Source organism: Kitasatospora sp. NPDC056327, assembly GCF_042261735.1.
GTDB lineage: Bacteria > Actinomycetota > Actinomycetes > Streptomycetales > Streptomycetaceae > Kitasatospora.
Genome location: NZ_JBHJRC010000100.1, coordinates 1 through 26,775, shown reverse-complemented (window position 1 = coordinate 26,775; position 26,775 = coordinate 1). Strand labels below are relative to the sequence as shown.

Genomic DNA, 26,775 nt, shown 5'->3' with positions numbered 1-26,775 from the left:
CCGGACCGGCGGGATCGGCCGGCGCCGTCGTCCTGGAGGCCTTCCGTGCCCGTCTGGGGGAGCTCCTGGCCCTGGACGCCGCCGTCCGGCGCGACGAGCCCGACTCCGTGCACCGGATGCGGGTCACCGCACGCCGGCTCCGCAGCCTGCTCAAGGCCAACCGGCGCCTGTTCGACCGGCAGGGCGTCGAACGGCCGACCGCGGAACTGCGGTGGCTCGGGCAGGTGCTCGGCCGGGCCCGCGACCAGGAGGTGCTCGGCGAGCGCCTGGTCGCCCTCGTGGACGCGGTGCCCGTCGCGCTGCGCGACGGCACGCTCCGCGGCCGTCTCACCGAGCACTACGCCCGGGGCTACCGGCACGCCTGGCGGGAGGCGGTCGCCGAGCTCGACGGCGGGCGGTACTTCGCGCTGCTCGACGGGCTCGACGCGTTCGCGGCGGATCCACCGCTGCGCCGCCGCCGGGCCGCTCGCGACGCCCGTGAGCACCTGTCCGCCACCCTGCGCCGGGAACAGCGGCGGACCGTCGAACGGCTCGACCACGCCCTGGACCAGGAACCCGGTCCGGGTCGCGACCGGGCGCTGCACCGCGCCCGCAAGGCCGCCAAGCGCGCGCGGTACACCGCGGACGAGGCCCGGACCGGGCTGTCCGGGCGTGCGGCGAAGCGGGCGGCGAGGTTCGCCGGCCGGACGAAGAAGCTGCACAAGGCGCTGGGCACCCACCAGGACACCGTGGTGGCCCGGCAGGAACTGGTCGCGCTGGCGGGCTCCCGCGAAGGCCGCCGGGACGCCTTCGCCCACGGCGTGCTCCACGAGCGGCAGCGGCAGACCGCCGAGGCCGTCCTCGTGCCGCTGCCCGGACTGCGCCGCCGCGCGGCCCGGCGCGGGCTGTCCCGGCTGTCCTGACCGGGCCGGTCCCGGCGGTGCTCCCTCCCCCGCCGGGATCGTGCAGCGGATCGGGAATGGGTGGGACGGGGTCCGCGTTGGAAGCGAGTGAAAACGACTTCCATTTCGGCGGAGGGCCCCGGCCCGCCGCCCCGGACTCCGGGAGGACACCCCCATGGCCCGTAGCGAACTGCGCCCGGTGATCGGACTCCGCTCCACCGCGGGCACCGGCTACACGTACGTGACCCGCAAGAACCGCCGCACCGACGCGGACCGGCTGGTGCTGCGCAAGTACGACCCGGTAGTGGGCCGGCACGTCGGTTTCCGCGAGGAGCGCTGATCCACCGGCCCCGTCCGCACGACCACGCACCGCGACGGAAGACCACGCACGACCACGCACGACCCGAAGGAGCATCCCGTGACGAACGCCATCCACCCCGCGTACGAGCCGGTCGTCTTCCGCGACCGGGCCGGCGAGTTCGCCTTCCTGACCCGCTCGACAGTCACCAGTGACCGCACGGTCGAGTGGGAGGACGGCCGCACCTACCCGGTGATCGACGTCGAGATCTCCTCGGCGAGCCACCCGTTCCTCACCGGCCGGTCCCGCGTCCTCGACGCCGCCGGCCGGGTCGAGCGCTTCCGGCAGCGCTTCGGCGACCGGTACTGACCGTCCCGACCCACGGAGGGGCGGGGGCCACCGGAACCCGCCCACGGCGGCCCCCGCCCCTGGCGGTGCGGGCACGGCGCGCGCCATCATGACCGTCATGGCGCGACCGAGGGAGCTCATCGACTGCGGCGACTTCGTGCTGCGGCGGTGGCGGGAGCGGGAGGACTTCGCCGCGGCGTTCGCCCTGATCGAGGAATCGCTGGAGCACCTGCGCCCCTGGGAGACCTGGGTCGAGGCGCACGACGAGGAGAACACCCGGGCGTTCCTGGCCCGGACCGGGATCAGGTGGCAGGACGGCGAGGTGTACAACTACGCCGTCGTCCTGCCGGACGGCACCCTCGCGGGCATGGGCCAGGCCTACCGGGCCGCGCACCCCAGGGGCGCGCGCCTCGGGTACTGGCTGCACCCGGCCGCCACCGGCCGGGGCATCGCCACGCGCGCGGCGGCGGCCCTGGCCCGCGAGATGTTCGCGCTGCCGGACGTGGAGTTCGTCGAGATCGCGCACGACTCGGCCAACACCTCCAGCGCCGCCGTCCCGCGCCGGCTCGGCTTCACCGAGATCCGGCGCGGGCGGGCGGCCCCGCCGGTGCCGCCCGCCGGCAGCGGGACCGAGGTGGTCTGGCGGCTGGAGCGGGCTGAGTGGGCGGACCGGCCGGAGTCCCGGTGAGCGCTCAGACGTGCGGGACCGTCGGACCGCCCGCGGTGCGGGTGGCACCCAGCGGAGCCAGGGTCGTGGCCGCCGCCGCGAGGGCCTCGGCCAGCAGGGCGGCCGTCCGGCTCGCCTCGTAGAGCTGCTCACGCGCGTCCCGGGCGGTCCGCACCGCCGCGAAGGTCTCGTCCCCGTCGGCCGCGGAGGCGATCCGGCCGGCCGCCTGCTCACTGCTGAGGAACGCCTCGATGCGGTCGAGCAGTTCGGGGAGGCGGGCGGTGAGCCCGGCCAGGGCGCCGACGGCCTCGGCCGCCTCGGCGGTGTGCAGGAGTTCCGGGCGACCGCCCTGCGGGGCGCTCCCGGCCGCCCGCAGGAGTTCGGCGGCCTCGGCGGCCAGATGGGCGACGGACAGGTTCGGGGGAACGGGCCGGGTCATCGGAACTCCTCCTCGCGGGCGGCGGTCGCGCGACGTGCGCCGGGCGGGTGCCGACGGCCCGCCGGATCCGCTGCCGACGGGCCGTCAGCACCGGCCCGTGCCGCGTCTGCCCGCCCTGCCGCGGACCACGCCGGCGAATTCCGGACACCCTCTCAGCTCAGCGGCAGAGCGCCGCGTCGGCGGCGTCGGCCACCCGCCGCTCCGCCTCCGGCGACGGGCCCCCGGTCACGGCGATGTTCACGGCCCGGCCGTCCTCCGTCGCACCACCCCGGGTGGCGTACCCGGGCAGCGTGCCGCCGTGTCCCCAGGACAGGCCCCCGCAGGAGAGCGGGCGGGCGGCGGGGCCCAGATCGTGGCGGGCGCCGGGGCCCAGGTACTCCGCCGGGACGGTCGTGCGCATCCGGGCCGGCCGCGCCGCGGGCATCGGCTCGCCGCCGACGACCGCCGAGAAGAACCGGTTCAGGTCGGCGGGCGACGACACCGGTGCGCCCGCGGCCCACGCCCGGGAGGGATCCGTCTCCGTGATGTCCAGCGGCGGGGCGCCGTCCTCCTTCACGTACCCGGGGGCCCACGGGGCCGGGGCCCGGACGGCGGCGCCCGGGCCCCGGCGTTCGGCCGGCAATGGTCAGCCCGCGGGACCGGAGCGGCGGGGCCCGGCGGTCTCCTCCGCCTGCGGCGCCCACTGGTCGGGCGTGCCGTGGACGGTCAGGCCGTAGATGGCCACCACGTCGATGGCGATGATCGCGAGCGACCACAGCGGGTACGACGGGACGAAGGCCATCTGTGCGAAGGCGTTGAGCACCAGCACGACGACACCCGCCCACCGGGCCCACTGCGTGCGCAGGGCCAGCACGCCGTAGGCGGCGGCGAGCTGGGCGACGGCCAGGGCCAGCATCACCCAGCCCCAGGCCAGCAGGTCGCCGAAGACGAAGTGGGCGTCGCCGATGAACACGTGGGATCCGGCGATGGCGGAGATGCCGTCCAGGGCGTTGAGGGAGCCCACCAGCACCAGGAGCACGCCGGCGAAGGTCGTCAGCCCGGAGCCGATGTGGCCGGTGCCGGGGGACGCGCCGTGGCGGCGGGGACGGGCGGCGCCATGGGGAGCGGCGGCGGTCATGCTGGCCTCCAGGTGACTGGTGGGGCTCCGGTCGGGAGAGCTGCCTCCCACCCTCCAGTCCCGCAGAGCGGCGCCGCGTCCGGACCACCCGGAGCGGGTGATTCCGGCACCCCACCACCGCACGGCCCGCACCCCGGCAGCCGTCGGCACCGCACCGGCTCAGTGCGCCACCGCGACCTTCGCCGCCACGATCACCAGCCCCAGCAACAGGTTGACCGTGCCCTCGGCGACCACCTGGCGCGGCGTGGCACCGGCCCTCCGGGCACCCAGACTCGCCCAGCACACCTGCTGGGCCACCGCGACCCCGAGCGCGAGCCAGGCGTTCTCCCCCGACCCGAGCCACGGGCTGACCAGCACCGCCAGGGCCGGCAGCGCCGCCGCCTCGACGATCGGCCACTCGTGCCGCCCCACCGAACGGACCTGACGCCAGGTCACCTGCCGGCCCGCCTCCCGCTGCCCGGCGACGTGCGCGTACACGTGCGCCGCCCAGAACACCAGACCGGTGATCACCAGCAGCAGGATCAGCGAGAGCCGGGGGTGCGCCCCGTCCAGGCCGGAGGCGGCGATCACGGAGGCCGCCAGCATCGATCCGTAGACCGCTCCGGCGTAGTCCGTCCGCCGGGCCGCCTCCGCCGGCCCCGGGTCGGGCCGCCCGCCGGGGTCCGCCCCCGGTGGCCCGGGCGGACCCGGCGGACCGGGGACGGGACGGCGGGGTCCCGGTCGTCCGGGTGCGGTCACGGCGGCCTCCTCCGGGGACGGAACGGCGCCCGCGGCGGGTGGCGGGCCCGGGCCGGTGGGCCCTGCCCCGATCGTCGCCCGGCCGCCGCCGCCCCGCCTCACCCCCGGCAGGTGAAGCGGGGCGGCGGCGGCTCGGATGGCACCCCGCCGCGGGGCCGTACTACGGTCGAGGGGGCGCGTCCCCGAGCGGCCCGCGACACGTGCCGCCCCGGCACCGCATCCCCGGCCGCGCCGCGCCCGGCCGTGCCACCGTACGGCGCAACCACCAGGTGGTGGCCGCATGCTGCACTCCCGCACGGCGCCCGGCTCCTCGGGCGCGCCCGCACTGCTGCCCGGTGGCGATCCCGTGCTCGCCGCCCGGGTCCGGCCGCCCTGCCCCCCGGCCGGCGCGTTCCTGCGCCGCGACCGCCTGCTCACCCGCCTCGACGCGGCGGTGCTGCGGCCGGTGACCCTGGTCAGCGGCCCCGCCGGGGCGGGGAAGACCCTGCTGGTGACCGACTGGCTCGCCCGCGGCCGCCTCCCGGGCCCGGCCGGCTGGCTCACCCTGGAGCCCGGTGACGCCGGCCCCGGAACCTTCTGGACCTACGTCCGCGAGGCGCTGCGCACCGTCGCGGCCGACCTGCCCGACGGCATCGGCGTCCCGGCCCGGGCCGAGCACGTCGAGCCCTCCCTGCTGCTGCGGCTGGCCGACTGGATCGGCGCGCGGGACCGCCCGCTGGTCCTGGTCCTGGACGAGTGCGAACACCTGGCCGACCTCCGCCTGGCGCGGCAGCTGCACGACCTGGTCCGGCACACCGCGGGGCGGCTGCGGCTGGTCCTGGTCGGCCGCAGCGAGCCGCCGCTGCCGCTGCACCGCTACCGGGCCGCGGACGAGCTGGCCGAGGTCCGGGCCGCCGACCTCGCGCTGGACCGCACCGAGGCCGCCGCCCTGCTGGAGCGCCACGGGCTGCGGCTGCGCCCGGCCACCGTCGGGGCGCTGCACCGCGCCACGTCCGGCTGGGCGGCCGGGCTGCGGCTGCTCGCCCTCGCGGCGCGGGACGCCGAGGACCCGGACGGGTACCTCGGACGGATCGGCGCCGGACCGACCGTGCTCGCGGACTTCCTGCTGGCCGAGGTGCTGCGCACCCAGCCCGCGCCGGCCCAGGACCTGCTGCTGAGCTGCAGCCTCCTGGACCTGGTCCACCCCGACCTCGCGGACGCGCTCACGGGCCGCCGCGACGGCGGGCGGATCCTGGAGCGGCTGCACCAGGAGAACGCCTTCACCGAGGCCCTGCCCGACGGCTGGTACCGGCTGCACCCGATGTTCGCCGGGATCCTGCGCCTGCACCTGCGGGCCTGCGCCCCCGAGCGGATCGACGGACTGCGGGTGCGGGCGGCGCACTGGCTGGCCGACCACGGCCGGTACCGGACGGCGCTGGACCACGCGGCCGGGGCCGGGGCGTGGGGTCTGGCCGCCCGGCTGCTCGTCGACCGCTTCGCCGTCGGCGAGCTGCTCACCGGGCGCGACGCCGGGCGACTGTGCGCCCTGTTCTCCCGGATGCCGCCGACCGAGCGGACCCCGGACGCCGAGGTGGTCCGCGCGGCGGTCCACCTGGCCCGGGCGGAGGCGGGGGCCGCGCTGCGGGTGCTGGACCGGGCCGGGGCCCGGCTGCCCGCGCAGCAGACGCCGCTCCAGCTGGCCGCCGCCTTCGTGCACGCCGGGGCGGCCGGGCTGCTCGGCTCGGCGGTGCTCGCCGAGCGCGCCGCCCGCCGGGCCCACGAGCTGGCGCTCCGGGCCCCGGCCGGCGCCCTGGACCGGCACCCCGAGCTGCTGGCCCTGGTGGACGCCGGCCTGGGCTCGGCGCTGCTCTGGCACGGCCGGACCGACGAGGCCCGGCGGGCGCTGGAGCGGGCCGCCCGGGCCCCGGCCTCGCCGGCGACCGCCCGGCCGCGGCACGACGCGCTGTGCCGGCTCGCGCTGATCGACTACCTGGAGGGCCGGCCGGGGCGGGCCGAGCGCCTGGTCCGGGAGGCCGACGAGGCGGCCGACCTCGCCGGGCTGCCGGCCGGGGGGCGGGGCGGGGTCGGTGCCCTGGTACTGGCCGGCGCGGCGCTGGAACGCGACGAGCTCGCCGCCGCCCGCGGCGCGCTGCCGGGCCCGGCCGAGGACGAGGACCCCGACGGCGGCCCGAGCGGCACGGACGGGTCCGAGCAGGGGCACGAACGAGGGAGCGACCGGGGTCACGGGCCCGGCCACGAGCCGGACCGCGACCCGGTGGCCGCCCTGGGGGACAGCGTGATCCGGGCCGGACTGCACCTGGCGCACGGCCGTCCGGACGCCGCGCTGCGGCTGCTGGCCCGGGCGGGGGCCCGCCGCGAGGGGGCCGGTGGCCGCCCGTCCGGCTGGGGCCGCGAGCGGCTGGCCGTCACGGCCTCCGCCGCGCTGCTGGCGGCCGGCCGGCCGCAGGAGGCGGTGGCCGTCCTGGCGGACGGGCCGGTCCGGGCACCGGACGCGGTGCTGGCGGCGGCGCGGGCCGCGCTGGCCGCCGGCCTGGACGAGGCGCGGGCGCTCGAACGCCTGCGGGAGCTGCGGGCCGACCCCGCGGTCGGCAGCGCGATCCGCACCCGGGCGCTGCTGCTGCTGGCGCAGGCCGACGAGGACGGTCCGGACGGCCCCCGGCTGCTGTCGCAGGCACTGGCGACCGCCGAACCGGAGCGGCTGCGCCGGCCGTTCCGCGAGGCGGCGCCGTGGGTGCGCCGTCAGCTGGGCCGCCGGCCGCGGCCGGCCGGTGCCCACGCCTGGCTGCCGGACGACCTGCGGCCGGTCGCTCCCGGCGGCCCGGCGGGCGGACCCTTCGCGCCGCCCGCTCCGGCCGAACCGCTGACCGAGCGCGAACGCGAGGTCCTGCGCTGCGCGGCGCGGATGCTGTCGACCCAGGAGATCGCCGACGAGCTGTTCCTGTCGCCGAACACGGTGAAGACACACCTCAAGAGCGTCAACCGGAAGCTGCTGACGGGCAGCCGGCGCGAGGCGGTGCGCACCGCCGTCCGGCTGGACCTGCTGGGCGGGCGCTGAGCGGCCGGACCCGCCGGCGGGCGCGGCAGCGGCGGCGGGCGGGCGGCGGAAGCGGGCGGCGGGCGCCGGGAAGGACGGCCGGACGCCCGGTCACTCCGGCAGCCGGCGCAGCTCCGTCACCGTCAGCCCCAGCGCCTGGAAGCGGTTCAGCAGTCCGAACAGGTGCGCCTCGTCGACGACGTCCCCGACCAGCAGGGTCTGGTCGGGGACCGTCCTGCTCTCCAGTTCGGGGAAGCCCTCCTGACGGGTCGTCTCCTGCAGCACGCCGGACACCCTGATCTCGTAGCGCATGGGGCCGGCTCCCTTCGCCTCGGTGGTGATCGGTCGGCGGTGCTCCCAGTCTCGGTGGCGCCCGGGCGCCGCCGGATCACCCGGCCGGGGTGATCCGCCGCCCCGGCCGCCGTTCGTACGGTGGCGGCACCGGCACTTCCCCACCTGCCGGAAGGTCCCCTTCCACCGCCCGCCGCCGTACAGCAGGGGAGCACGCACCATGAGTCCCTACCCCCCGATCGCCGAGCACGGGATCATCGGCGACCTGCAGACCGCCGCCCTGGTCTCCACCGACGGCGACATCGACTGGTGGTGCACCCCCCGGTTCGACTCCCCCAGCCTGTTCGCCGCCCTGCTGGACCACCGCAGGGGCGGCCGGTGCCGGCTCTCGGTCGACCGCGACGCGGTGCCCGACGTCCGGGTGAAGCAGCTGTACCTGGCCGGCACGGCCATCGTGGTCACCCGCTTCCTCGCCCCGCAGGGGGTCGCGGAGGTGATCGACTTCATGCTCCCGGACACCTCGCCGCAGCCGAGCGACCAGCACCGGATCATCCGGACCGCCCGGGTGGTGCGCGGCCGGGTGCCGTTCGTGCTGGAGTGCCGGCCCCGGTTCGACTACGGCCGCGCCGAGCACCGGCTGACCCGGCCGGACGAGCGGACCGTCCTGCTGCGCGGCCCCGACCAGGAGCTGTGCGTGCAGGTCTCCGAGCCCGTGGTGCTCCAGCCGGACGGCACCGACGTGACCGCCCGGTTCACCCTGGACGCGGGCGTGATGACCACGATCGTGCTGACCGCCCGCGCACCGGGCGGGGTGCTGCCCGCGCCGCCCCGCGACCAGGACACCCTCGCCGCCTTCGACGACTGCCGGGCGTTCTGGTACGACTGGCTCAAGTCGTCGACCTACCACGGCCGTTGGCGCCAGATGGTGGACCGGTCGGCGATCACCCTGAAGCTCCTCAGCTACCGGCCGACCGGCGCGCTGATCGCCGCGGCGACGATGGGCCTGCCGGAGCAGGTCGGCGGCGAGCGCAACTGGGACTACCGCTACACCTGGATCCGGGACGCCTCGCTCTCGGTGCACACCCTGATCGGCCTCGGGTTCCACGACGAGGCGCGGGCCTTCCGCCGCTGGGTGCGCGACCGGGTCGAGGCCGCGGCCGGCGCCCAGGGCGAACGGCTCCAGATCATGTACCGGATCGACGGGGACCCGCACCTGGGCGAGGAGACCCTCGGGCACTGGGAGGGCTACCTGGGCTCGTTCCCGGTGCGCGCCGGGAACGCCGCCGCCGACCAGCTCCAGCTCGACATCTACGGCGAGGCCGCCTACGCCTTCGCCGCCGACGACGGCGAGATGGGCGCGCTGCGCGGCTGGGACGCCTTCCGCCGCCTGGTGGACTGGCTGACCGAGCACTGGGACCGGGCCGACGAGGGCGTGTGGGAGACCCGCGGCGGGCGGCAGGACTTCACCTACAGCCGGCTGATGTGCTGGGTGGCCTTCGACCGCGCCGTCCGGCTGGCCCGCACCCACGCACGCCCCGCCGACCTGGACCGCTGGAGCTCGGTGCGCGACGACATCCTGCGCCAGATCGTGCAGCGCGCCTGGAGCCCGGGGCGCGGGGCGTTCGTCCAGCACTACGACACCGAGGTCCTGGACGCCTCGCTGCTGCTGATGCCCAAGGTCGGCTTCCTCTCCCCCACCGACCCGGACTGGCTGTCCACCCTGGACGCGATGGACCGGGAACTGGTCTGCGACAGCCTCGTCTACCGCTACGACCCGGCCGCCTCGCCGGACGGGCTGAGCGGCACCGAGGGCACCTTCAACCTCTGCTCGTTCCTCTACGTCGAGGCCCTCGCCCGGGCCGGCCGGGTCGACCGGGCCCGCTACGCCTTCGACAAGATGCTCACCTACGCCAACCACGTGGGCCTGTTCGCCGAGGAGATCGGTCCCTCCGGCGAACAGCTGGGCAACTTCCCGCAGGCGTTCACCCATCTCGCCCTGATCGACGCCGCGCTCGCCCTGGACGAGGCGCTCGACCGCCGGGGCACCGCCTGACGGCCCGTCCGGGCCGACCGGCGCAACCAGACGCAGGACCACGGAAGGAGCCCGGTGATGGCCTCACCCTCCCACCCGGCGCGGCCGCGCCGGAACCTGCTGCCGTTCGCGGGCGTCGCGCTGATCCTGCTGGCCCTGTTCAACGGGTGGGACGCCATGGCGGCGCTGATCGACTCGCCCGTCGTCACCGGCTCCGGCCGCTACGTCTTCGGCGACCTGCACAGCCTGGGCTGGACGGTGCTGGCCCTCGCCGTGGCCCAGGGACTGGCCGGCATCACCCTGCTGACCGGGGACCTCCCGAGCCGCTGGTTCCCGGTGGCGGTGCTGTGCGCCAACGTCTTCGTGCAGTTCGTCTTCCTGCCGAGCTATCCCGCCTGGTCGCTCATGATCATCGCGGTCGACGTGGCCGCGCTCCACGCCGTGCTCACCGCGCCCGACGGAGGGGGCCGCTCATGACCGCCGCCGCGGCCGGACCCACCGCCGCCGGGCGGCGGGTGCTGGTGCCGCTGGCCCTCGCCCAGTTCATCTGCAGCTTCGCCGGCTCCAGCATGAACGTGATGATCAACGACATCAGCAAGGACCTCGACACCACCGTCCAGGGCGTCCAGGTGGCCATCACCGTCTTCCTGCTGGTGATGGCCGCGCTGATGATCCCGGGCGGCAAGCTCACCGACCGCTGGGGCCGCAGGCGCTGCCTGCTGCTGGGCCTGGCGGTCTACGGGGTCGGCGCCCTGCTCAGCGCCGCCGCACCGGGGCTCGGCGTGCTCGTCCTCGGCAACTCGGTGCTGGAGGGCGTCGGCACCGCCCTGCTGATCCCGCCGGTCTACATCCTCACCACCCTGCTGTTCACCGGGACCACCGCCCGGGCCCGGGCCTTCGGCGCGATCATGGCGCTCGGCGGCATCGGCGCGGCGGCCGGACCGCTGATCGGCGGTCTGCTCACCACCGCGATCGGCTGGCGCGCCAACTTCGGCTTCCAGGTCGTGGTGATCGCCGTGATCCTGTTCCTCTCCCGCAACCTGGAGGACCCGCTGCCCGCCGACCCGCGGCGGCCGTTCGACGCGGTCGGCGCGGTGCTGTCCGCGGCCGGCCTGGTGCTGCTGGTCACCGGCATCCTCGCCGCGGACAACAACACCTGGCTGATGATCGGCCTGCTGGCGGCCGGCGCGGTGGTGCTGGCCGGGTTCTTCGCCTGGATCCGCCGGCTGGAGCGCGCGGGCCGCGAACCGCTGCTGGCGACCGGCCTGTTCCGCAACCGCACCTCGAACCTGGGCCTGGTCACCCAGAACGCCCAGTGGCTGGTGCTGATGGGCGTCTCGTTCACCGTCGGCGCCTACCTCCAGGTGGTCCGCGGCTACAGCGCCATCGCCACCGGCGGCGTCTTCACCGCCGCGACCGTCGGCCTGCTGGCCTCCTCGCTCGCCGCCGAGCGGCTGGCGAAGCGCCGCGCCCAGCGCACCCTGATCGTCACCGGCTTCGCCGCCACCACCGCGGGGATCGTCGTGCTGCTCCTGCTGGTGCGCGCCTCCGACGACGTCTGGGCCTTCACCCCCGGTCTCCTGCTGATCGGGCTCGGCCTCGGCCTGATGCTGACCCCGTCGGTCAACGTCGTGCAGTCGGCGTTCCCGGACAGCCGCCAGGGCGAGATCTCCGGCCTCTCCCGCAGCGTCTCCAACCTCGGCTCCTCGCTGGGGACCGCCGTGGCCGGGACCGTCCTGGTCTCCGAACTCACCCGCAACGGCTACGCCGCCGCCATGATCGCGCTCGCCGTGTTCGGCGTCGTCGGCCTCGGCGCCGCGCTGCTCCTGCCGCACGACCGGCCGGCCGCCCGGGCCGGCGGGTGAGAGCCGCCGGCCCGGACCGGGCGGGTCAGGCGGAGCCGCCCCGCACGGCGCTCAGCGGGGCGGCGAGGTCCTCCAGGCTCCGCCGCTCCGCCCGGACCCCGATCGCCGCCTCCACCAGCCCGGCGACGGTCATCAGCGAGGCACCGACGCAGAACGCGAGGGTGGTGTCGGAGACCTCCCCCGTGCTCACCAGGCCGTTGAACAGCAGCGGTCCGCTGATGCCGCCGGCCGCCGTGCCGACGGCGTAGAAGAAGGCGATGCACAGCGCCCTGGTCTCCAGCGGGAAGATCTCGCTGACCGTCAGGTAGGCCGAACTCGCGCCCGCCGAGGCGAGGAAGAGGACCGCCGTCCAGCAGGCCGTCATGGTGGCGGCGGACAGCGCGCCCTGCTGGAAGAGCGCGGCGGTGCCGAACAGCAGCACGCCGGAGCCGATGTAGGTGCCGGCGATCATCGGCTTGCGGCCGACCGAGTCGAAGAAGTGGCCGAGCAGCAGCGGGCCGAGGAAGTTGCCGACCGCGATCACCGCGAAGTAGTAGCCGGTGTCGGCCTCGGGCACGTCGAAGAACGTGGTGAGGATGACGGCGTAGCCGAAGGTCACCGCGTTGTAGAGGAAGGCCTGCCCGACGAAGAGCGACAGCCCGAGGACCGCCCGGCGCGGGTAGCGGGCGACCACGGTGCGGGCGATCGCGAGGAACCCGAGCGGGGCGCGCTCGCGGATCACGATCGGCTCGCCGTCGACCGGCGGCAGCGGGGCCCCGGTCCGTTCCCGGGTGATCCGCTCGGCCTCGGCGACCACCGCCTCCGCCTCGTCGGCCCGTCCGTGGACGACCAGCCAGCGCGGGCTCTCGGGGACGTGCCGGCGGACCAGGAGGATCACCAGGCCCAGGACCACCCCGATGCCGAAGGCCAGCCGCCAGCCCAGGTCGGTGGCGAACAGCGAGGTGTCGAGCAGGGCGATCGACGCGAAGGCGCCGAGCCCCGCGCCGATCCAGAAGCTGCCGTTGATGACCAGGTCGATCCGGCCGCGCAGCCGCGCCGGGATGAGTTCGTCGATCGCGGAGTTGATGGCCGCGTACTCGCCGCCGATCCCGAAGCCGGTGAAGAACCGGCAGAGGAAGAAGAACCAGGCGTTCCAGGAGAACGCCGTCACGGCGGTGGCCGCGAGGTAGACCGCGAGGGTCAGCAGGAAGAGCCGCTTGCGCCCCAGCCGGTCGGTCAGCCATCCGAAGAACAGCGCCCCGAAGCAGGCGCCCGCCACGTAGACGGCGGCCGCGACGGTGGTCACCTGCGTGGTGGAGATGCTGATGCCGCTGCCCTGCTCGGCCAGCCGGGCCGCCATGTTGCCGACGATCGTGACCTCCAGACCGTCCAGGATCCAGACGGTGCCGAGCCCGATGACGATCCGCCAGTGCCAGCTCGACCAGGGCAGCCGGTCCAGCCTGGCCGGGATGTCGGTCGCGGTGCCTCCCCCGCCGGGTGGTCCGGCCGGCTTCCCCGCCTCCCGGTCGATCGGCTCCGTCCGGTTCGCCATGAGGGTGCTCCTCCGCAGTCTCCGTGGACAGGACGGCCGGGCGTCTGCCCCCTCCCGGAGCGGACATGCCGGCGCTCCGGAAACGCCGTCAGCACCGGTCCGGGCCGGGACTGAACCGGGGCCGCCACCGGCCGCGTTCCACCGGTTGCCGGTTCGGTTCCGCCTATTGACGAAAATTCCAACAATGGCGATTCTCGTCACACCGAGTACACGGGACCCGACAGCCGGCCCGGGTGCGGTGCCGCGCCCCGGGCGGGCGTCGGCCGCGCCATCCGTCCGCCCGTCCGTTTCGTCCGGAACTGGGGTGCCCATGACCCGACCTCCCCGCGCCCTTCGCAGACTCCCCCTTCTCGCCGCACTGTTCGCGCTGGTCGCGGCCGTCCTCGCCGCCCCCGCGCGCGGGGCCGACGGCACCGGCTGGTGGGACCCGGTGGCCCGACCCGCGCCCGACGCCGCGATCGGCGTCACCGGTGCGCCCTTCACCGGGACCGACCCGCAGGGCCGGGTGCGCGGCTTCGTCGACGCGCACGACCACATCATGTCCGGCGAGGCTTTCGGCGGCCGCCTCATCTGCGGCCGGGCCTTCTCCGAGGCGGGCGTCGCCGACGCCCTCAAGGACTGTCCGGAGCACTACCCCGACGGTTCGCTCGCCGTCTTCGACATGCTCACCAACGGCGGCGACGGCCGGCACGACCCGGTCGGCTGGCCGACCTTCGCCGACTGGCCGGCCCACGACTCGCTGACCCACCAGCAGAACTACTACGCCTGGCTGGAACGCGCCTGGCGCGGCGGCCAGCGGGTGCTCGTCAACGACCTGGTGACCAACGGCGTGATCTGCTCGGTCTACCCCTTCAAGGACCGCAGCTGCGACGAGATGACCTCGATCCGGCTGCAGGCCCGGCGGAGCTACGAGCTCCAGGCGTACGTGGACCGGATGTACGGCGGCCCGGGCAAGGGCTGGTTCCGGATCGTCACCGACAGCGCGCAGGCCCGCGAGGTGGTCCGCCAGGGCAGGCTGGCCGTCGTGCTCGGGGTGGAGACCTCCGAGCCGTTCGGCTGCAAGCAGGTCCTGGACGTCGCCCAGTGCAACCGCGCCGACATCGACCGCGGCCTCGACGAGCTCCACGGGCTCGGCGTGCGCAGCATGTTCCTGTGCCACAAGCTGGACAACGCGCTCTGCGGGGTGCGGTTCGACGAGGGCTCGCTCGGCGCGGCGATCAACGCCGGCCAGTTCCTGTCCACCGGGACGTTCTGGCAGACCGAGCGGTGCACCGGCGAGCAGCACGACAACCCGATCGGCCTGGTGCCGGCCCCGGCGCCGGTCCTGGACCAGCTGCCGCCGGGGGTCGCTCCGCCCCCGTACGCCGTCGACGCCCGGTGCAACACCCGCGGCCTGACCGACCTGGGCGAGTACGCGCTGCGCGGGATGATGCGGCGCGGCATGATGCTGGAGCTCGACCACATGAGCGTCAAGGCCGCCGGGCGGGCGCTGGACGTCCTGGAGTCCGACTCCTACCCGGGCGTGATCTCCTCGCACAGCTGGATGGACCTCGGCTGGATGGAGCGCGTCTACCGGCTCGGCGGTTTCGTCGCCCAGTACATGAACGGCGCGGAGGCGTTCAGCGCCGAGGCGAGGCGCACCGACGCGCTGCGCGAGAAGTACGGCGCCGGCTACGGCTACGGCACCGACATGAACGGGGTGGGCGGCTGGCCGGCCCCGCGCGGGGCCGGTACCGCGAACCCGGTGCGCTACCCGTTCCGGACCGCCGACGGCGGCTCGGTGGTCGAGCGCGCCACGGCGGGCAGCCGCACCTGGGACATCAACACCGACGGCGCCGCCCACTACGGCCTGGTGCCGGACTGGGTGGAGGACATCCGGCTGGTCGGCGGGCAGGACGTGGTGGACGACCTGTTCCGGGGCGCGGAGTCCTACCTCACCACCTGGGGCGCCTCGGAGCGGCACCGGTCCGGGGTGAACCTCGCCACGGGCACGGCCGCCGCCGCGAGCTCCACCGAGTGGAACCCGTTCGTCGACCTCGGGGCCGGCCGGGCCGTCGACGGCGACGGTTCCAGCCGCTGGGCGAGCGGCTGGAGCGACGACCAGTGGCTGCGGATCGACCTGCCCGCCACCACCCTGGTGGGCCGGGTGACCCTGGACTGGGAGCGCGCGCACGCCCGTGCCTACCGGATCGAGGTCTCCACGGACGGCGCCGGGTGGCGGACCGTCTGGTCCACCGCCTCCGGTGACGGCGGTCTGGACACCGCCCGCTTCCCCGCCGTCCCGGCCCGGTACGTGCGGATCCACGGCGAGCGGCGCGCCACCGCCTGGGGGTACTCACTGGCCGAGGTGGGCGTCTTCCGGGGCTGACGGCAGGCAGCCCCGGCGGACCACCCGCGGGAACGGTGACCGCCCGTGGCGGCTCGTCCCCGAGGAGTTGCGCGGCCCCCGGCCCCCGGAAGAATCGTCCCCGGACGGTTCTCCCGGGGGCCGGCCCGCACCGCACCGGCCGCAGCCGCCCCGGACCAGGGGGACCGCAGAGCGAAGGGCCTGTCCCGTGACCGTTTCCAGCACCCCGATCAACCTCACCCGGGCCGCCCACGTCGGGATCTCGGTCTCCGACCTGGACGCCTCGATCGCGTTCTACACGGCGCTGACCGGGCGGCCGCCCGTCGCGGAGGGCACCATGCACAGCGTGCCGTTCGGCCTGTCGCAGGGCCTGCCGGTCGCGAGGCTGCGGTACGCGACGATCAACCTGGACAACAGCCTCGGCATCGACCTCATCCAGTTCCAGGAGCCGGTGGGCGAGCGGACGAACGGGGTCGCGAACCGCCCCGGTTCGATGCACCTGTGTCTGCGGGTCGACGACTTCGACGCGGTGCACCGGCGGATGAAGGAGGCCGGGTACGACTTCCTCGGCGACGACTACACCTTCGTCGCGGGCGAGGTCACCCCGGAGGCGGCGCTGGGCACCAGGGTCGCCTACTTCAACGACCCGGACGGCACCAACCTGGAGATCATCAAGCCCGAGGGCGGCTTCGCGAGCTGAGGGCTCCCGGACCGCTCCCGGGCGGGCGCCGAGGCCGAGGGCGAGGGCGAGATACTTGCATTGGCCTGCTATCAGCCCTAGCCGATATTTCCTTCCATGGCTTATCCTGGAGTACAGCCACCACCGGAAGGAGACCGGCCTCATGACCGCCACGGACCCCGCGCTCACCGCCCTGGCCAGCGGCTGGGGCGCGCTGTCCCTCCTGCACGGCAGGATCGAGACGCACATCGAGCGCGCCCTGCAGTCCAAGCACGACCTGAGCGTGCGGGAGTACTCACTGCTCGACGTGCTCAGCCGCCAGCACGAGGGCGAGGGCGGCCACCTGCAGATGAAACAGGTCGCCGACGCGGTCGTGCTCAGCCAGAGCGCGACCACCCGCCTCGTCACCCGGCTGGAGGACCGCGGCCTGCTGTCGCGCTACCTGTGCCCCACCGACCGCCGCGGCATCTACACCAATGTCAGCGCGGAGGGCCTGAAGCTGCTGGAGGAGGCCCGGCCTACCAATGACGCCGCCCTCCGGGAGGCGCTCACCGCGGCCGCCCGCAACCCCGAGCTCGCCCCGCTGGTCGACGCCGTCGAGGCGGTGGACGCCCCGGCGCGCGTCGGGTGACACCACAGCCCCCGAAGAACCGGCCCAGGCATCGCGCCAGGGCCGGTTTTTTCATGCCCGGACCCGGGCCCGAACCCACCCCGAACCCACCCCGGGCCCGGCGCCGGCCCGGCCGCGCGAACCCCGAAACGACATGTGACCGCTGGCATTCAGAGAACGACCACTGTCCGCGCTTGCACTTATAGCGCGTCTGCAACTATTGTGAAGACACGCAAGGAGCTCACTCAAGCAATCACGGAAGGGTCGAGCCCAATGCCTCTCGCACTGCTCGCTCTGGCTGTCGGCGCCTTCGGCATCGGCACCACCGAATTCGTCATCATGGGCCTGCTGCCCGAGATCGCCGCCGACTACGGCGTCTCGATCCCCACCGCGGGACTGCTGGTCACCGGCTACGCGCTCGGCGTGGTCATCGGTGCCCCGCTGCTGACCGTCCTCGGCAACAAGGTCAGCCGCAAGCGGATGCTCATGCTGCTGATGGGCCTGTTCGTGCTCGGCAACCTGCTCTCGGCCCTCGCCCCGTCGTTCGGGATGATGCTGACCGGCCGCGTGGTCGCCTCGCTCGCCCACGGCGCGTTCTTCGGCATCGGCTCCGTCGTCGCCGCCGACCTGGTCGCCCCGGACCGGAAGGCCGGCGCCATCGCCACCATGTTCACCGGTCTGACCGTCGCCAACATCGTCGGCGTACCGCTCGGCACCTACATCGGGCAGGCCGTCGGCTGGCGCACCACCTTCGCCGTCGTCGCCGCGCTCGGCGTGGTCGGCCTGGTCGGCATCGCCAGGCTCGTCCCCGCCATGCCCCGCCCCGAGAGCGCCCGGCTCCGCCGCGAGCTGACCGCCTTCCGCAACCCGCAGGTCCTGCTCGCCATGGCGATGACCGTGCTCGGCTTCGGTGGTGTCTTCGCCGCGATCACCTACATCGCCCCGATGATGACCAACGTGGCAGGCTACTCGGACGGCGCCGTCACCTGGCTGCTGGTCCTCTTCGGCATCGGCATGTTCCTCGGCAACCTGCTCGGCGGCAGGTTCGCCGACCGCAGGCTGATGCCGCTGCTCTACACCACCCTCGGCGGTCTGGCCGTCGTGCTCGCGCTGTTCACCCTCACCGCGCACAACCGGATCCTCGCCGCCGTCACCATCATGCTCGTCGGGGCGCTCGGCTTCGCCACCGTCCCGCCGCTGCAGAAGCGGGTCCTGGACCAGGCGCACGGCGCGCCCACCCTGGCCTCGGCCGTGAACATCGGCGCCTTCAACCTCGGCAACGCCCTCGCCGCCTGGCTCGGCGGCATGGTGATCGCCGCCGGCCTCGGCTACACCTCCCCCAACTGGGTCGGTGCCGCCCTCGCCGCCGCGGCCCTCGTCCTCGCCCTCTGGTCCGCCGCCCTGGAGCGCCGCTCCGCCCCGGCCGGCTCCGTGGCCGGCGCCGACACCGCCGTCGCCGCGCCCGTCCCGGCCCACCACTGACCACCCCTCCCCCTCGTACGGCCCGCCCCCACCCAGGAGAAGCAGCATGAGCTCCACCGTCACCCCGCTGACCACCGCCGACGCCGAGAAGCTGATCACGGCAGCCCGCACCGCCGCCGAGGCGGCCGGGGTCACGGTCAGCGTCACCGTCCTCGACGCCGGCGGCCACCTGCTGGCCTTCCGCCGCGACGACCGGGCCGTCCTCATCTCCGGCGAGACCAGCACCCGCAAGGCCTTCACCGCCCTGCAACTGAACGCCCCGACCGCCGACCTGGTCGACCTGGTCAAGCCGGACGGCCCGTTCCACACCCTGCCGACCGCCCTCGACCGGCCGCTGCTGTTCATCGCCGGCGGCATCCCGGTCCACCGCGACGGCCGGCTCGTCGGCGCCGTCGGCGTCGGCGGCGGCGCCCCCGAGCAGGACCACTCCTTCGCCACCGAGGCCCTCCGGGAACTCTCCCGATGACCCGCGGCCCCCGCGAGGTCTTCGCCGACCACGGCCGGCGGCTCGGCACCGGGGACCTCGACCGCATCGCCGGGAACTACACCGAGGACGCCGTCCTCATCACCCCGGAGGGCGAGTTCCGCGGCCACGACGGCGTCCGCCGGGTGATCGGCCGGCTGCTGGCCGACCTCCCCGGCGCCGAGTGGTGGCTGACCCCGCAGTTCGCCGGGGACATCCTCTTCCTCCGCTGGGCGGCCACCACGGGCAGCCACCGGGTCGCCGACGGCACCGACACCTTCGTCTTCCGCGACGGCCTCATCAGTGCCCAGACCGTCCGGTACACCCTCACCAACCGCAACGACCGAAAGACGGGTACCACCGTGAACACCCCCGCCGTCCCCACCGTGAAGCTCAACAACGGCGTCGAGATCCCCCAGCTCGGCTTCGGCGTCTTCCAGGTCCCGGACGACCGAACCACCGCCGCCGTCGCCGCCGCCCTCCGGGCCGGCTACCGCAGCATCGACACCGCCGCGATCTACGGCAACGAGGCCGGCGTCGGCCGGGCCCTCGCCGAGGGCGGCGTGCCGCGCGAGGACCTGTTCGTCACCACCAAGCTGTGGAACGCCGACCAGGGCTACGACGCCACCCTGCGCGCCTTCGACACCAGCCTCGCCAAGCTCGGCCTGGACACCGTCGACCTGTACCTGATCCACTGGCCCACCCCGGCCCGCGACCTCTACCTCGACTCGTGGCGCGCCATCGAGCGCCTCGCCGCCGAGGGCCGGATCCGCGCCGCCGGCGTCTCCAACTTCCAGCCCGCCCACCTTCAGCGCCTGCTGGACAACAGCGAGCTGGTGCCGGCCGTCAACCAGGTCGAGCTGCACCCCGGCCTGCAGCAGGCCGAGCTGCGCGCCTTCCACGCCGAGCACGGCATCGCCACCGAGGCGTGGAGCCCGCTCGCCCAGGGCGCCGTCCTGGACGACCCGGCGATCACCGCGATCGCGGAGCGCACCGGAAAGTCGCCCGCGCAGGTCGTGCTCCGCTGGCACCTGCAGCTGGGCAACATCGTCATCCCCAAGTCGGTCACCCCGGCCCGCATCCGCCAGAACCTGGAGGTCTTCGACTTCGAGCTGACCGGCGAGGACATGGCCGCGATCGCCGGCACCGACCGCGGTCTGCGCACCGGCCCGCACCCGGACCAGTTCAACTGATCCTCCCGCCGCCCCCGCTCCGTCCCGGGCCCCCGTCCGGGACGGAGCGGGGGCGGCCCGCGTCCGCCCTCCGCTCCCCCACCGCTCCCCAGAACCGCGCCGCCCGGCCCCGGAAGGATCCGCCATGGCCCCCACCCACCCCGCCCTCACCCGCCTGGCCCCGGGTGACGAACGACTGACCCTCGGCCTGGAACTGCCCCTCGACAACGACTGGGGCACCGGGCGCGGACGCGCCGACCGTGCGGCCGGCCGGCCGTTCGGCGTCCCGGACCTCACCGCGCACACCGAACTCGCCCGGCTCGCCGACCGGCTCGGCTTCGCGGCCCTGTGGGTGCGCGACGTCCCGCTGTACGACCCGCTCCGGTTCGGCGACGCCGGTTCGGTCTTCGAGACCTTCACCCACCTCGGCCACCTCGCCGCCGTCACGCAGAACGCCGTCCTGGCCACCGGCGCGATCGTCCTGCCGCTGCGCGAGCCACTGCTGGTCGCCAAGGCCGCCGCCACCGTCGACGTGCTGTCCGGCGGGCGGATGCTGCTCGGGCTGGCCAGCGGCGACCGGCCGGTGGAGTACCCCCTGTTCCGGCGCGACTTCCAGGCCCGCGGCGAGGCGTTCCGCGAGGGCGTCGCCACCCTGCGCGCGGCCTGGCGCGGCGGCCCGCTGGAACTGCCCGGCGCCGGTCTGGGCGCGGACCGGCAGCTGGAGGTGCTGCCCCGGCCGGTCGCCCCGGCCGGGATACCGATCGCCGTCGCCGGCGGCGCCCAGCAGACTCGCGACTGGATCGCCGAGCACGCGGACGCCTCCCTGAACTACCCGCGCGAACTGGGCGCGCTGCGCATCAGGACGCGCGAGTGGCAGGCACTGAACGAGGAGGCCAAGCCCTACCTCACCCCGATGGTGCTCGACCTCCTGCCGGACGCCGGCGCGCCGGCCCGCCCGATCCGGCTGGGCCTGAGCACCGGCCGCGACGCACTGGTGGAACACCTGCGGACGATGGCCGGGCTCGGCGTCTCGCACGTGTCGTTCAACCTGCGCCCCAACGAGCGGCCGGTGGCCGAGGTGCTGCAGGAGCTCGCCGAGCACGTGCTGCCGCACTTCCCCGGCGCCTGAAACCCGCCCGGGCGCACCCGGCCGCGCGCCCGGTGGCGGCTCAGTAGTCCGGCAGGTCGAAGCGCGTGGCGGCGCGGAACACCGCCTCCAGCTCGGGGCCGGGCTCGTCGAGGCCGCCGAAGAGGCCGTGGCCGTCCTCGGCACCGGTGGCCGCACGGCCCGCGGTGTGCGCGAGGATGCCCTGGTTGGTGGTGACGTGGTCGCGCAGGCGGTCCTCGTAGGCCGCGAACGCGAGCGTGTGGTCGCCGTCGGCCGCGTGCAGCTCGCCCGCCAGCACGTAGGCGGCCGTCAGGGCGACGCTGGTGCCCTGACCGGTGAGCGGCGAGCAGCAGTACCCGGCGTCGCCGAGCAGCACGACCCGGCCGTGCGACCAGCGGTCCATCCTGATCTGGGCCACCACGTCGTAGTGGAAGGCGTCCGTCTCCCACATCGCGTCCAGGAGGCGCGGCACCTCCCAGCGCAGCCCGGCGGCGTGCTCGGCGACGAGCCGGCGCTGCTCCCGCGGGTCACGCGGCAGCATCCGGCCGACCGGCTCGCCGGACTCGAAACCGACGAAGACCCGCAGTTCGGTGTTGTTCCGGACGGTCATCGCCATGCCCATCCGGTCGGCCGGCCCCTCGGGCCGGTGGAGGACCTGCCAGCGATCGAGGCCCAGGTGGTTGGGTGCGCTCCAGCCGGCGATGTAGACGCCGATCGGGTGCAGGTAGTCCCGCTCGGGCCCGAAGACCAGGCGACGGGTGTTGGAGTGCAGGCCGTCGGCGCCCACCACGAGGTCGAAGGCGCGCTCGACGCCGCTGTGGAAGCGGACCTGGACACCGTCCCCGGCCTGGACCAGGGTGTCGATCGAGTCGTCGAAGCGGTACTCGACGCCGGGGCAGGCCACACCGGCGAGCAGGACGGCGAGTTCGTCGCGCAGGATCTCCACGTCGGGGCCGTCGACCGCGCCGCCGCTGGCCGTCCATCCGTCGGTGCGGCTCAGCTCGCGGCCGTCCCCGTCGACCACGGACATTCCGCGCAGACCGGTCCGCCGGGCCCGGACCTCCGTCAACAGGCCCATCCGGTCGATGACTTCGAGGGCGTTGCCGCGGATGTCCACCGGCTGGCCGCCCCCGCGCAGCGAGGGGGCGCGCTCGACGACGGTGACCCGGAAGCCGTAGCGGTCCAGCCAGTGGGCGAGGGCGGTGCCGGCGACGCCCGCGCCGGAGACCAGGACCGAGACCGGGCGCGAGTGGTGCGGGCGGGTGCTGTTCGTCATGACGGGTCTCCCGTGATCGGTTCCACTGCCGTTCTGCTGTCCCGGTCAGCCTCGCCCCGGCTGCCGTCGGCACACGGACAGGACGCTCACGGCGCTGTCGGACCGCTGTCATCCGGCCGACGAACCACCTTGACACCGATATGAGTTGACAGATCGTCGGGAACGGTCTTCGATGGTTCCCGTGTAGCCGCTCGGCTGCATGATCTTTGGGGGGACGGGCTTCGCCGCGCAGGCGGCGGAAGCCGGGGAAGTGACCCCAGGAGACATGCGGCGCAATGCGGCTTCTTCGGTTCCCGGGTCGGACGCTCCCCCGGACCGTCCTCCCCGGACGCGGGAGTACGCCAGTGCCGTCTCACCTTCAGTCGCCGCAGGACGAACCTGCCGTTCCGGGGCCCGGGGCCCGTCCCTTCCGCACCGCCGGCCGCCCGACGGGGGCCGGGGCCCGCCGGCGCCGGTCCGACCGGCGCGGGCTCGACCTGCTGGCCCTCGTCTCCCTGCTCGCCGTGTGCGCCGCGATCCACCGGCTCGCGGGGCCGGGGGCGCTCCAGGCGGTTATCGGCGCCGCGGGCATCCTCTTCGCGGCCTGGCGGACACCGCGCCGCACCGATCGGGAGGACGACCGGGAGGACGGGCGGGACGACGCGCCGGATCGCGGACCCGATCGCGGACGACCGGACTCCTGATCAGGTCGAGGACAGTTCCTGACCTATACGACTCCTATCGTGGAACACGTCGGACAGCACCGGGCCCGGCCCGGAACACCAGCGAAGGCGGAGACCATGAGCGACACCACGACCACCCTCACCCCGGCCGTCACCGGCGAGCGCGCCGACCTGCTGGAGCAGCTCGCCAAGCAGCGCCACTTCCTGCGCTTCACCACCCGCGACCTGACGGACGAGCAGGCGGCGCGGCGCACCACCGCCGGCGCGCTCTGCCTGGGCGGCCTGATCAAGCACGTCACGGCGGTCGAGCGGGTCTGGGTGGACTTCATCCTCGAAGGCCCGTCGGCGATGCCCGACTTCACCGCGATGACCCAGGAGTTCCTCGACCAGCGGGCCGACGAGTTCCGGCTGCTGCCGGACGAGACGCTGGCCGAGGTGCTCGCCGGCTACGCGGAGGTCGCCCGTCGGACCGACGAGCTGGTCGCGGTGCTGCCGGACCTCGACGCCTCGCACCCGCTGCCCCCGGCGCCGTGGTTCGACGCCGACGTCCGGTGGTCCGCCCGGCGGGTGCTGCTGCACGTGATCGCCGAGACCGCGCAGCACTCGGGGCACGCCGACATCCTGCGGGAGTCCCTGGACGGCGCCAAGTCGATGGGCTGACACCCCGCCGGCCCGCCCGCCCCCGGTGCGCCGGGGGCGGGCGACCCCGGGCGGGGTCCGCCCGGGCCGGTGGACGCTGCCACGGGCGCCGCCGGCACCATCGAGTTAGAGCCTATAACTTCCGGCATTGACACTCACGATCGAAGGAGTTAGAACTTATAACGAACGCGAAATCCCCTCTCGAAGAAGGAAGCCGCCATGAGTGACGAGCGTCTGCTCCAGGTCGTCCTGCCGGGTGTCGTGGCACCGGAAGGCCTGCAGCTCAGGTACGGGACCGTGCCCCAGGCCGGGCCCGGTCGGGTCGTGGTCGCCGTGGAGGCGACCGGCGTCTCCTTCGCCGAACAGCAGATGCGCCGCGGCCGGTACTACGACCAGCCGAGGTTCCCCTTCGTGCCCGGCTACGACCTGGTCGGCCGGGTCCGGGCCACCGGCGCCGGCGTCGACCCGGGCCTGACCGGCACCCGGGTGGCCGCACTGGTCAAGGTCGGCGGCTGGGCCAGCCACGTGGTGCTCGACGCCGCGGACGCCGTGCCGGTACCGGACGGCCTCACCCCCGCGGAGGCGGAGACCGTGGTGCTCAACGGCATCACCGCCTGGCAGATGCTGCACCGGCGGGCCCGGGTGCGCGCCGGACAGACCGTCCTGGTGCACGGCGCGAGCGGCGGTGTCGGCTCCGTCCTCGTCCAGCTCGCCCGCGCGGCCGGCGCCTCGGTGATCGGCACGGCCTCCGCCCGCCACCACGACGCGCTGCGGGAGCTGGGCGTCGCACCGGTCGACTACCGGGGCGGCGATGTGCCGGCGCGGGTCCGGGAGCTGGCGCCCGGCGGGGTGGACGCGGTGTTCGACCACGTCGGCGGGCGCAGCGTCACCGACTCCTGGCACCTGCTCGCCCCCGGCGGCACGCTGATCGCCTACGGCAGCGCCTCCACCCGGGACGACAGCGGTTCCAAGCAGTGGCCGGTGCTGCGGATCCTCGCCCGCACCTGGCTGTGGAACGCCCTGCCCAACGGGCGGCGGGCCTCCTTCTACAACGTCTGGGCCGGCCGGGCCCTGGGCCGGGACCGTTTCCGCGCCCGGCTGCGCTCCGACCTGACCGAGGTCTTCGGTGCCGTCCGCCGGGGCGAGGTCACGGCCCGGGTCGCCGCCCGGCTGCCGCTCGCCGACGCCGCGGAGGCCGTGCGGCTGGCCGAGTCCGGCACGGTCGGCGGCAAGGTCGTGCTGATCCCCTGACGGGTGCGCACGGCTCCCCGGCGGGCGCGCACGGTTCGCGGACGGGCCCGGCGCGCGCCGTTAGCATGAGCACCATGTCTGCTGACGCCCCGTCACGTCCGGAACCCTTCGCCCCGCGGACCGCACCCGCGGCACTGGCCGACCTGCGCACCCGGCTGCGGGCGACGCGCTGGCCGGACGCGCCGCAGGACGCCGGATGGTCGCTGGGGACGGACGTCGGGTACCTGCGGGAGCTGGCCGCCTACTGGGCGGACGGCTTCGACTGGCCGGCCCGGGAACGGGAGCTCGGCCGGTTGCCCCGGTTCCGCGTCCGGCTCGGCGGCGGCGCCGGGATCCACCTCGTGCACGCGCGGGCGGTCGCGCCGGCGGGACCGGTCCTGCCGCTGGTCCTCACCCACGGCTGGCCGGACTCCTTCTGGCGCTACTCCAAGGTCGTGCCGCTGCTGACCGACCCCGGCGCGCACGGCGCCGACCCCGCCGACGCGTTCGACGTGGTCGTGCCCGACCTGCCGGGCTTCGGGTACTCCGACCGGCCCGCCGGTCCCCCGCCCGACTCGATCGCCGTGGCCGGGCTGTGGGCGGAGCTGATGACCGTCCTCGGGTACCGGCGCTTCGGCGCGGCGGGCGGGGACCTCGGCAGCCACGTGAGCCGCTACCTCGCGCTCGACCACCCCGGGCGGGTGGTCGCCGTCCACCGGATGGACGCGGGCCTGCCCGTCCCGGCCGCCGCCCCGGCGGACCTCACGCCGGAGGAACGCGCCTGGTCCGCGGAGGTCGCGGCCTGGGGCGCGCGCGAGGGCGCCTACGGCGCGGTCCACCGCACCGTGCCGCAGACCGCCGCCGTCGGCCTCAACGACTCGCCGGCCGGACTGGCCGCGTGGATCGTCGAGAAGCTCAGGGCGTGGAGCGGCTCCGACGGCGACCTCGAACGCGCCTTCACCCGGGACGAGATCCTGACCAACCTGACCGTCTACTGGCTGACGGGGACGATCGGCTCGTCGATGCGGATGTACCACGCGAACGCCGCGATCCCGGTGGAGCAGCTCACCCGCCGGGTCGAGGTGCCCTCCGGGTTCGCGCTCTTCGCCGGCGACGTGCTGCGGCCGCCGCGGGCCTGGCTCGAACGCACGACGAACCTCGTGCACCTGAGCGAGCCGGCACGCGGCGGGCACTTCGCGCCGTTCGAGGAGCCGGAGCTCTACGCGGCGGAACTGCGGGAGTTCTTCCGCCCCTACCGGGCGGCGCTCTGACGGCGGCGGGCGCGCGGGCCCCGGTACGGGCTCAGCCCGTACCGGCGGCCGCGAAGTGCTCACGGGCCGCCGTCAGATGACGGGCGGCGGCGCGGAAGTGATGGGAGACCAGCGGCAGGACCCGGGGTTCGAGCCTGCGGGTGAAGGCCTGGGCGGCCTCCAGCGGGGGGACGGCGCGGAGCAGCAGCGCGGCGGTCTGCTCGGCCCGTGCTCCGGCGCCGGCCTCCCGCAGGCCGGCCAGGCTGCGGCGCAGCAGGATCAGCGCGTCCTCGGCGTCCGGCGGGCCGTCCGGGAAGTCGTGCCCCCAGCGGGACAGTTCGACGGTGACCGCCTCCAGGTGGACCTCGCAGCGCCGGAACCACCAGGCGGTCCAGGCGGCGGGCAGGGGGGCGGTCTTCGGACTCTCGTCGTCACTCGGCACAGCCCGATGATGTCCCATCGGGCCCGCCCGCACCCGGGAAATCCGGAGAAACCGGCCGCCCGGGGTTCACGGCGGGGTTCACGGCGGGGTTCCGGCGCGTGCGGTGGCCTTCGGCGTCCCCGGCCCGGCTCCCGGGGACGCCGCTGCCCGGACGGCCCCCGAGGGTCCGTCCGG

The 26,775-nt window shown here is 75.1% G+C and carries 26 protein-coding genes and 1 pseudogene; 19 read left to right on the top strand and 8 right to left on the bottom strand.

The window, feature by feature from the left end; translation table 11 throughout:
- The 4 genes from ACFCX4_RS17020 to ACFCX4_RS17005 all read left to right on the top strand — a co-directional run.
- A partial coding sequence (locus ACFCX4_RS17020) for a CHAD domain-containing protein (protein ID WP_376143120.1) occupies positions 1-902 on the top strand: 902 nt, incomplete at its 5' end.
- Between the two features lie 154 nt (positions 903-1,056).
- Positions 1,057-1,221 (top strand): 50S ribosomal protein L33, encoded by a 165-nt coding sequence (gene rpmG / locus ACFCX4_RS17015; protein WP_376143118.1) that lies wholly within the window; start codon positions 1,057-1,059, stop codon positions 1,219-1,221.
- A gap of 78 nt (positions 1,222-1,299) precedes the next feature.
- The gene (locus ACFCX4_RS17010) at positions 1,300-1,548 is read left to right on the top strand and encodes a type B 50S ribosomal protein L31 (RefSeq protein ID WP_376143116.1); all 249 of its coding nucleotides are present in this window, start codon (positions 1,300-1,302) and stop codon (positions 1,546-1,548) included.
- A 97-nt stretch (positions 1,549-1,645) separates the two neighbouring features.
- The gene (locus ACFCX4_RS17005; RefSeq protein WP_376143114.1) at positions 1,646-2,215 is read left to right on the top strand and encodes a GNAT family N-acetyltransferase; all 570 of its coding nucleotides are present in this window, start codon (positions 1,646-1,648) and stop codon (positions 2,213-2,215) included.
- A 4-nt stretch (positions 2,216-2,219) separates the two neighbouring features.
- Here the strand turns inward: ACFCX4_RS17005 and ACFCX4_RS17000 are convergent, their stop codons facing one another.
- The 4 genes from ACFCX4_RS17000 to ACFCX4_RS16985 all read right to left on the bottom strand — a co-directional run bounded on the left by ACFCX4_RS17000 (position 2,220) and on the right by ACFCX4_RS16985 (position 4,335).
- Complete coding sequence (locus ACFCX4_RS17000) at positions 2,220-2,633, bottom strand: hypothetical protein (RefSeq protein WP_376143112.1); 414 nt, start codon at positions 2,631-2,633, stop codon at positions 2,220-2,222.
- A 157-nt stretch (positions 2,634-2,790) separates the two neighbouring features.
- Positions 2,791-3,189, bottom strand: coding sequence for a hypothetical protein (locus tag ACFCX4_RS16995; RefSeq protein WP_376143110.1), 399 nt, complete (start codon positions 3,187-3,189; stop codon positions 2,791-2,793).
- A 69-nt stretch (positions 3,190-3,258) separates the two neighbouring features.
- Positions 3,259-3,750: a hypothetical protein gene (locus ACFCX4_RS16990; protein WP_376143108.1), complete on the bottom strand. Its 492-nt coding sequence runs from the start codon at positions 3,748-3,750 to the stop codon at positions 3,259-3,261.
- Positions 3,751-3,909: 159 nt separating this feature from the next.
- Positions 3,910-4,335 (bottom strand): hypothetical protein, encoded by a 426-nt coding sequence (locus ACFCX4_RS16985; RefSeq protein WP_376143106.1) that lies wholly within the window; start codon positions 4,333-4,335, stop codon positions 3,910-3,912.
- Between the two features lie 433 nt (positions 4,336-4,768).
- Between ACFCX4_RS16985 and ACFCX4_RS16980 the strand changes: the two genes are divergently transcribed.
- Positions 4,769-7,543 (top strand): LuxR C-terminal-related transcriptional regulator, encoded by a 2,775-nt coding sequence (locus ACFCX4_RS16980; RefSeq protein WP_376143104.1) that lies wholly within the window; start codon positions 4,769-4,771, stop codon positions 7,541-7,543.
- Positions 7,544-7,633: 90 nt separating this feature from the next.
- On the opposite strand, the gene ACFCX4_RS16975 is transcribed toward ACFCX4_RS16980, so the two are convergent.
- Positions 7,634-7,834 carry a hypothetical protein gene (locus tag ACFCX4_RS16975; protein ID WP_376143102.1) on the bottom strand — a complete coding sequence of 67 codons (201 nt, stop codon included), beginning with the start codon at positions 7,832-7,834 and terminating at the stop codon, positions 7,634-7,636.
- Positions 7,835-8,033: 199 nt separating this feature from the next.
- On the opposite strand from ACFCX4_RS16975, the gene ACFCX4_RS16970 reads away from it, so the two are divergent.
- The 3 genes from ACFCX4_RS16970 to ACFCX4_RS16960 are packed head-to-tail and all read left to right on the top strand — an operon-like array spanning position 8,034 to position 11,710.
- Positions 8,034-9,866 carry a glycoside hydrolase family 15 protein gene (locus tag ACFCX4_RS16970; protein ID WP_376143100.1) on the top strand — a complete coding sequence of 611 codons (1,833 nt, stop codon included), beginning with the start codon at positions 8,034-8,036 and terminating at the stop codon, positions 9,864-9,866.
- A 57-nt stretch (positions 9,867-9,923) separates the two neighbouring features.
- Entirely contained in the window at positions 9,924-10,322 is a 399-nt protein-coding gene (locus ACFCX4_RS16965; protein WP_376143098.1) for a hypothetical protein, read from the top strand.
- Positions 10,319-11,710 carry an MFS transporter gene (locus tag ACFCX4_RS16960; RefSeq protein WP_376143096.1) on the top strand — a complete coding sequence of 464 codons (1,392 nt, stop codon included), beginning with the start codon at positions 10,319-10,321 and terminating at the stop codon, positions 11,708-11,710. Before ACFCX4_RS16965 ends, ACFCX4_RS16960 begins: the two co-directional genes overlap by 4 nt.
- A gap of 25 nt (positions 11,711-11,735) precedes the next feature.
- Here ACFCX4_RS16960 and ACFCX4_RS16955 read toward each other — a convergent pair whose 3' ends face one another.
- Positions 11,736-13,241 (bottom strand): MFS transporter, encoded by a 1,506-nt coding sequence (locus ACFCX4_RS16955; protein ID WP_376143094.1) that lies wholly within the window; start codon positions 13,239-13,241, stop codon positions 11,736-11,738.
- Between the two features lie 310 nt (positions 13,242-13,551).
- Between ACFCX4_RS16955 and ACFCX4_RS16950 the strand changes: the two genes are divergently transcribed.
- From ACFCX4_RS16950 to ACFCX4_RS16915, 8 genes and pseudogenes are all read left to right on the top strand, one after another.
- Positions 13,552-15,609: a discoidin domain-containing protein gene (locus ACFCX4_RS16950; protein ID WP_376143092.1), complete on the top strand. Its 2,058-nt coding sequence runs from the start codon at positions 13,552-13,554 to the stop codon at positions 15,607-15,609.
- Positions 15,610-15,796: 187 nt separating this feature from the next.
- A complete protein-coding gene (locus tag ACFCX4_RS16945) occupies positions 15,797-16,288 on the top strand; it encodes a VOC family protein (protein ID WP_376143090.1) in 492 nt (163 codons plus the stop codon).
- 142 nt (positions 16,289-16,430) lie between these two features.
- Positions 16,431-16,898, top strand: a complete 468-nt coding sequence (locus ACFCX4_RS16940) for a MarR family winged helix-turn-helix transcriptional regulator (RefSeq protein ID WP_376143088.1) — start codon at positions 16,431-16,433, stop codon at positions 16,896-16,898.
- Between the two features lie 252 nt (positions 16,899-17,150).
- Positions 17,151-18,359, top strand: a complete 1,209-nt coding sequence (locus ACFCX4_RS16935; protein ID WP_376143086.1) for an MFS transporter — start codon at positions 17,151-17,153, stop codon at positions 18,357-18,359.
- Between the two features lie 46 nt (positions 18,360-18,405).
- Positions 18,406-18,825, top strand: a complete 420-nt coding sequence (locus tag ACFCX4_RS16930; protein WP_376143084.1) for a heme-binding protein — start codon at positions 18,406-18,408, stop codon at positions 18,823-18,825.
- Positions 18,822-19,115 (top strand): annotated as a pseudogene (locus tag ACFCX4_RS16925) (nuclear transport factor 2 family protein); the annotation flags it as partial. The gene ACFCX4_RS16930 and the pseudogene ACFCX4_RS16925, both read left to right, overlap by 4 nt.
- A gap of 69 nt (positions 19,116-19,184) precedes the next feature.
- Entirely contained in the window at positions 19,185-20,015 is an 831-nt protein-coding gene (locus ACFCX4_RS16920; RefSeq protein WP_376143122.1) for an aldo/keto reductase, read from the top strand.
- A 124-nt stretch (positions 20,016-20,139) separates the two neighbouring features.
- Positions 20,140-21,123 (top strand): TIGR03571 family LLM class oxidoreductase, encoded by a 984-nt coding sequence (locus tag ACFCX4_RS16915; RefSeq protein ID WP_376143082.1) that lies wholly within the window; start codon positions 20,140-20,142, stop codon positions 21,121-21,123.
- A gap of 40 nt (positions 21,124-21,163) precedes the next feature.
- Here ACFCX4_RS16915 and ACFCX4_RS16910 read toward each other — a convergent pair whose 3' ends face one another.
- Positions 21,164-22,378, bottom strand: coding sequence for an FAD-dependent monooxygenase (locus ACFCX4_RS16910; protein ID WP_376143079.1), 1,215 nt, complete (start codon positions 22,376-22,378; stop codon positions 21,164-21,166).
- Positions 22,379-23,157: 779 nt separating this feature from the next.
- On the opposite strand from ACFCX4_RS16910, the gene ACFCX4_RS16905 reads away from it, so the two are divergent.
- The 3 genes from ACFCX4_RS16905 (at position 23,158) to ACFCX4_RS16895 (ending at position 26,180) form a co-directional block, all read left to right on the top strand.
- On the top strand, positions 23,158-23,700 hold the full coding sequence (locus ACFCX4_RS16905) for a DinB family protein (RefSeq protein WP_376143077.1): 543 nt from the start codon (positions 23,158-23,160) through the stop codon (positions 23,698-23,700).
- A gap of 198 nt (positions 23,701-23,898) precedes the next feature.
- The gene (locus ACFCX4_RS16900; protein WP_376143075.1) at positions 23,899-24,930 is read left to right on the top strand and encodes a medium chain dehydrogenase/reductase family protein; all 1,032 of its coding nucleotides are present in this window, start codon (positions 23,899-23,901) and stop codon (positions 24,928-24,930) included.
- A gap of 74 nt (positions 24,931-25,004) precedes the next feature.
- Positions 25,005-26,180, top strand: a complete 1,176-nt coding sequence (locus ACFCX4_RS16895; RefSeq protein WP_376143072.1) for an epoxide hydrolase family protein — start codon at positions 25,005-25,007, stop codon at positions 26,178-26,180.
- 31 nt (positions 26,181-26,211) lie between these two features.
- Here the strand turns inward: ACFCX4_RS16895 and ACFCX4_RS16890 are convergent, their stop codons facing one another.
- On the bottom strand, positions 26,212-26,601 hold the full coding sequence (locus ACFCX4_RS16890; RefSeq protein WP_376143070.1) for a hypothetical protein: 390 nt from the start codon (positions 26,599-26,601) through the stop codon (positions 26,212-26,214).
- Positions 26,602-26,775: the final 174 nt, after the last annotated feature.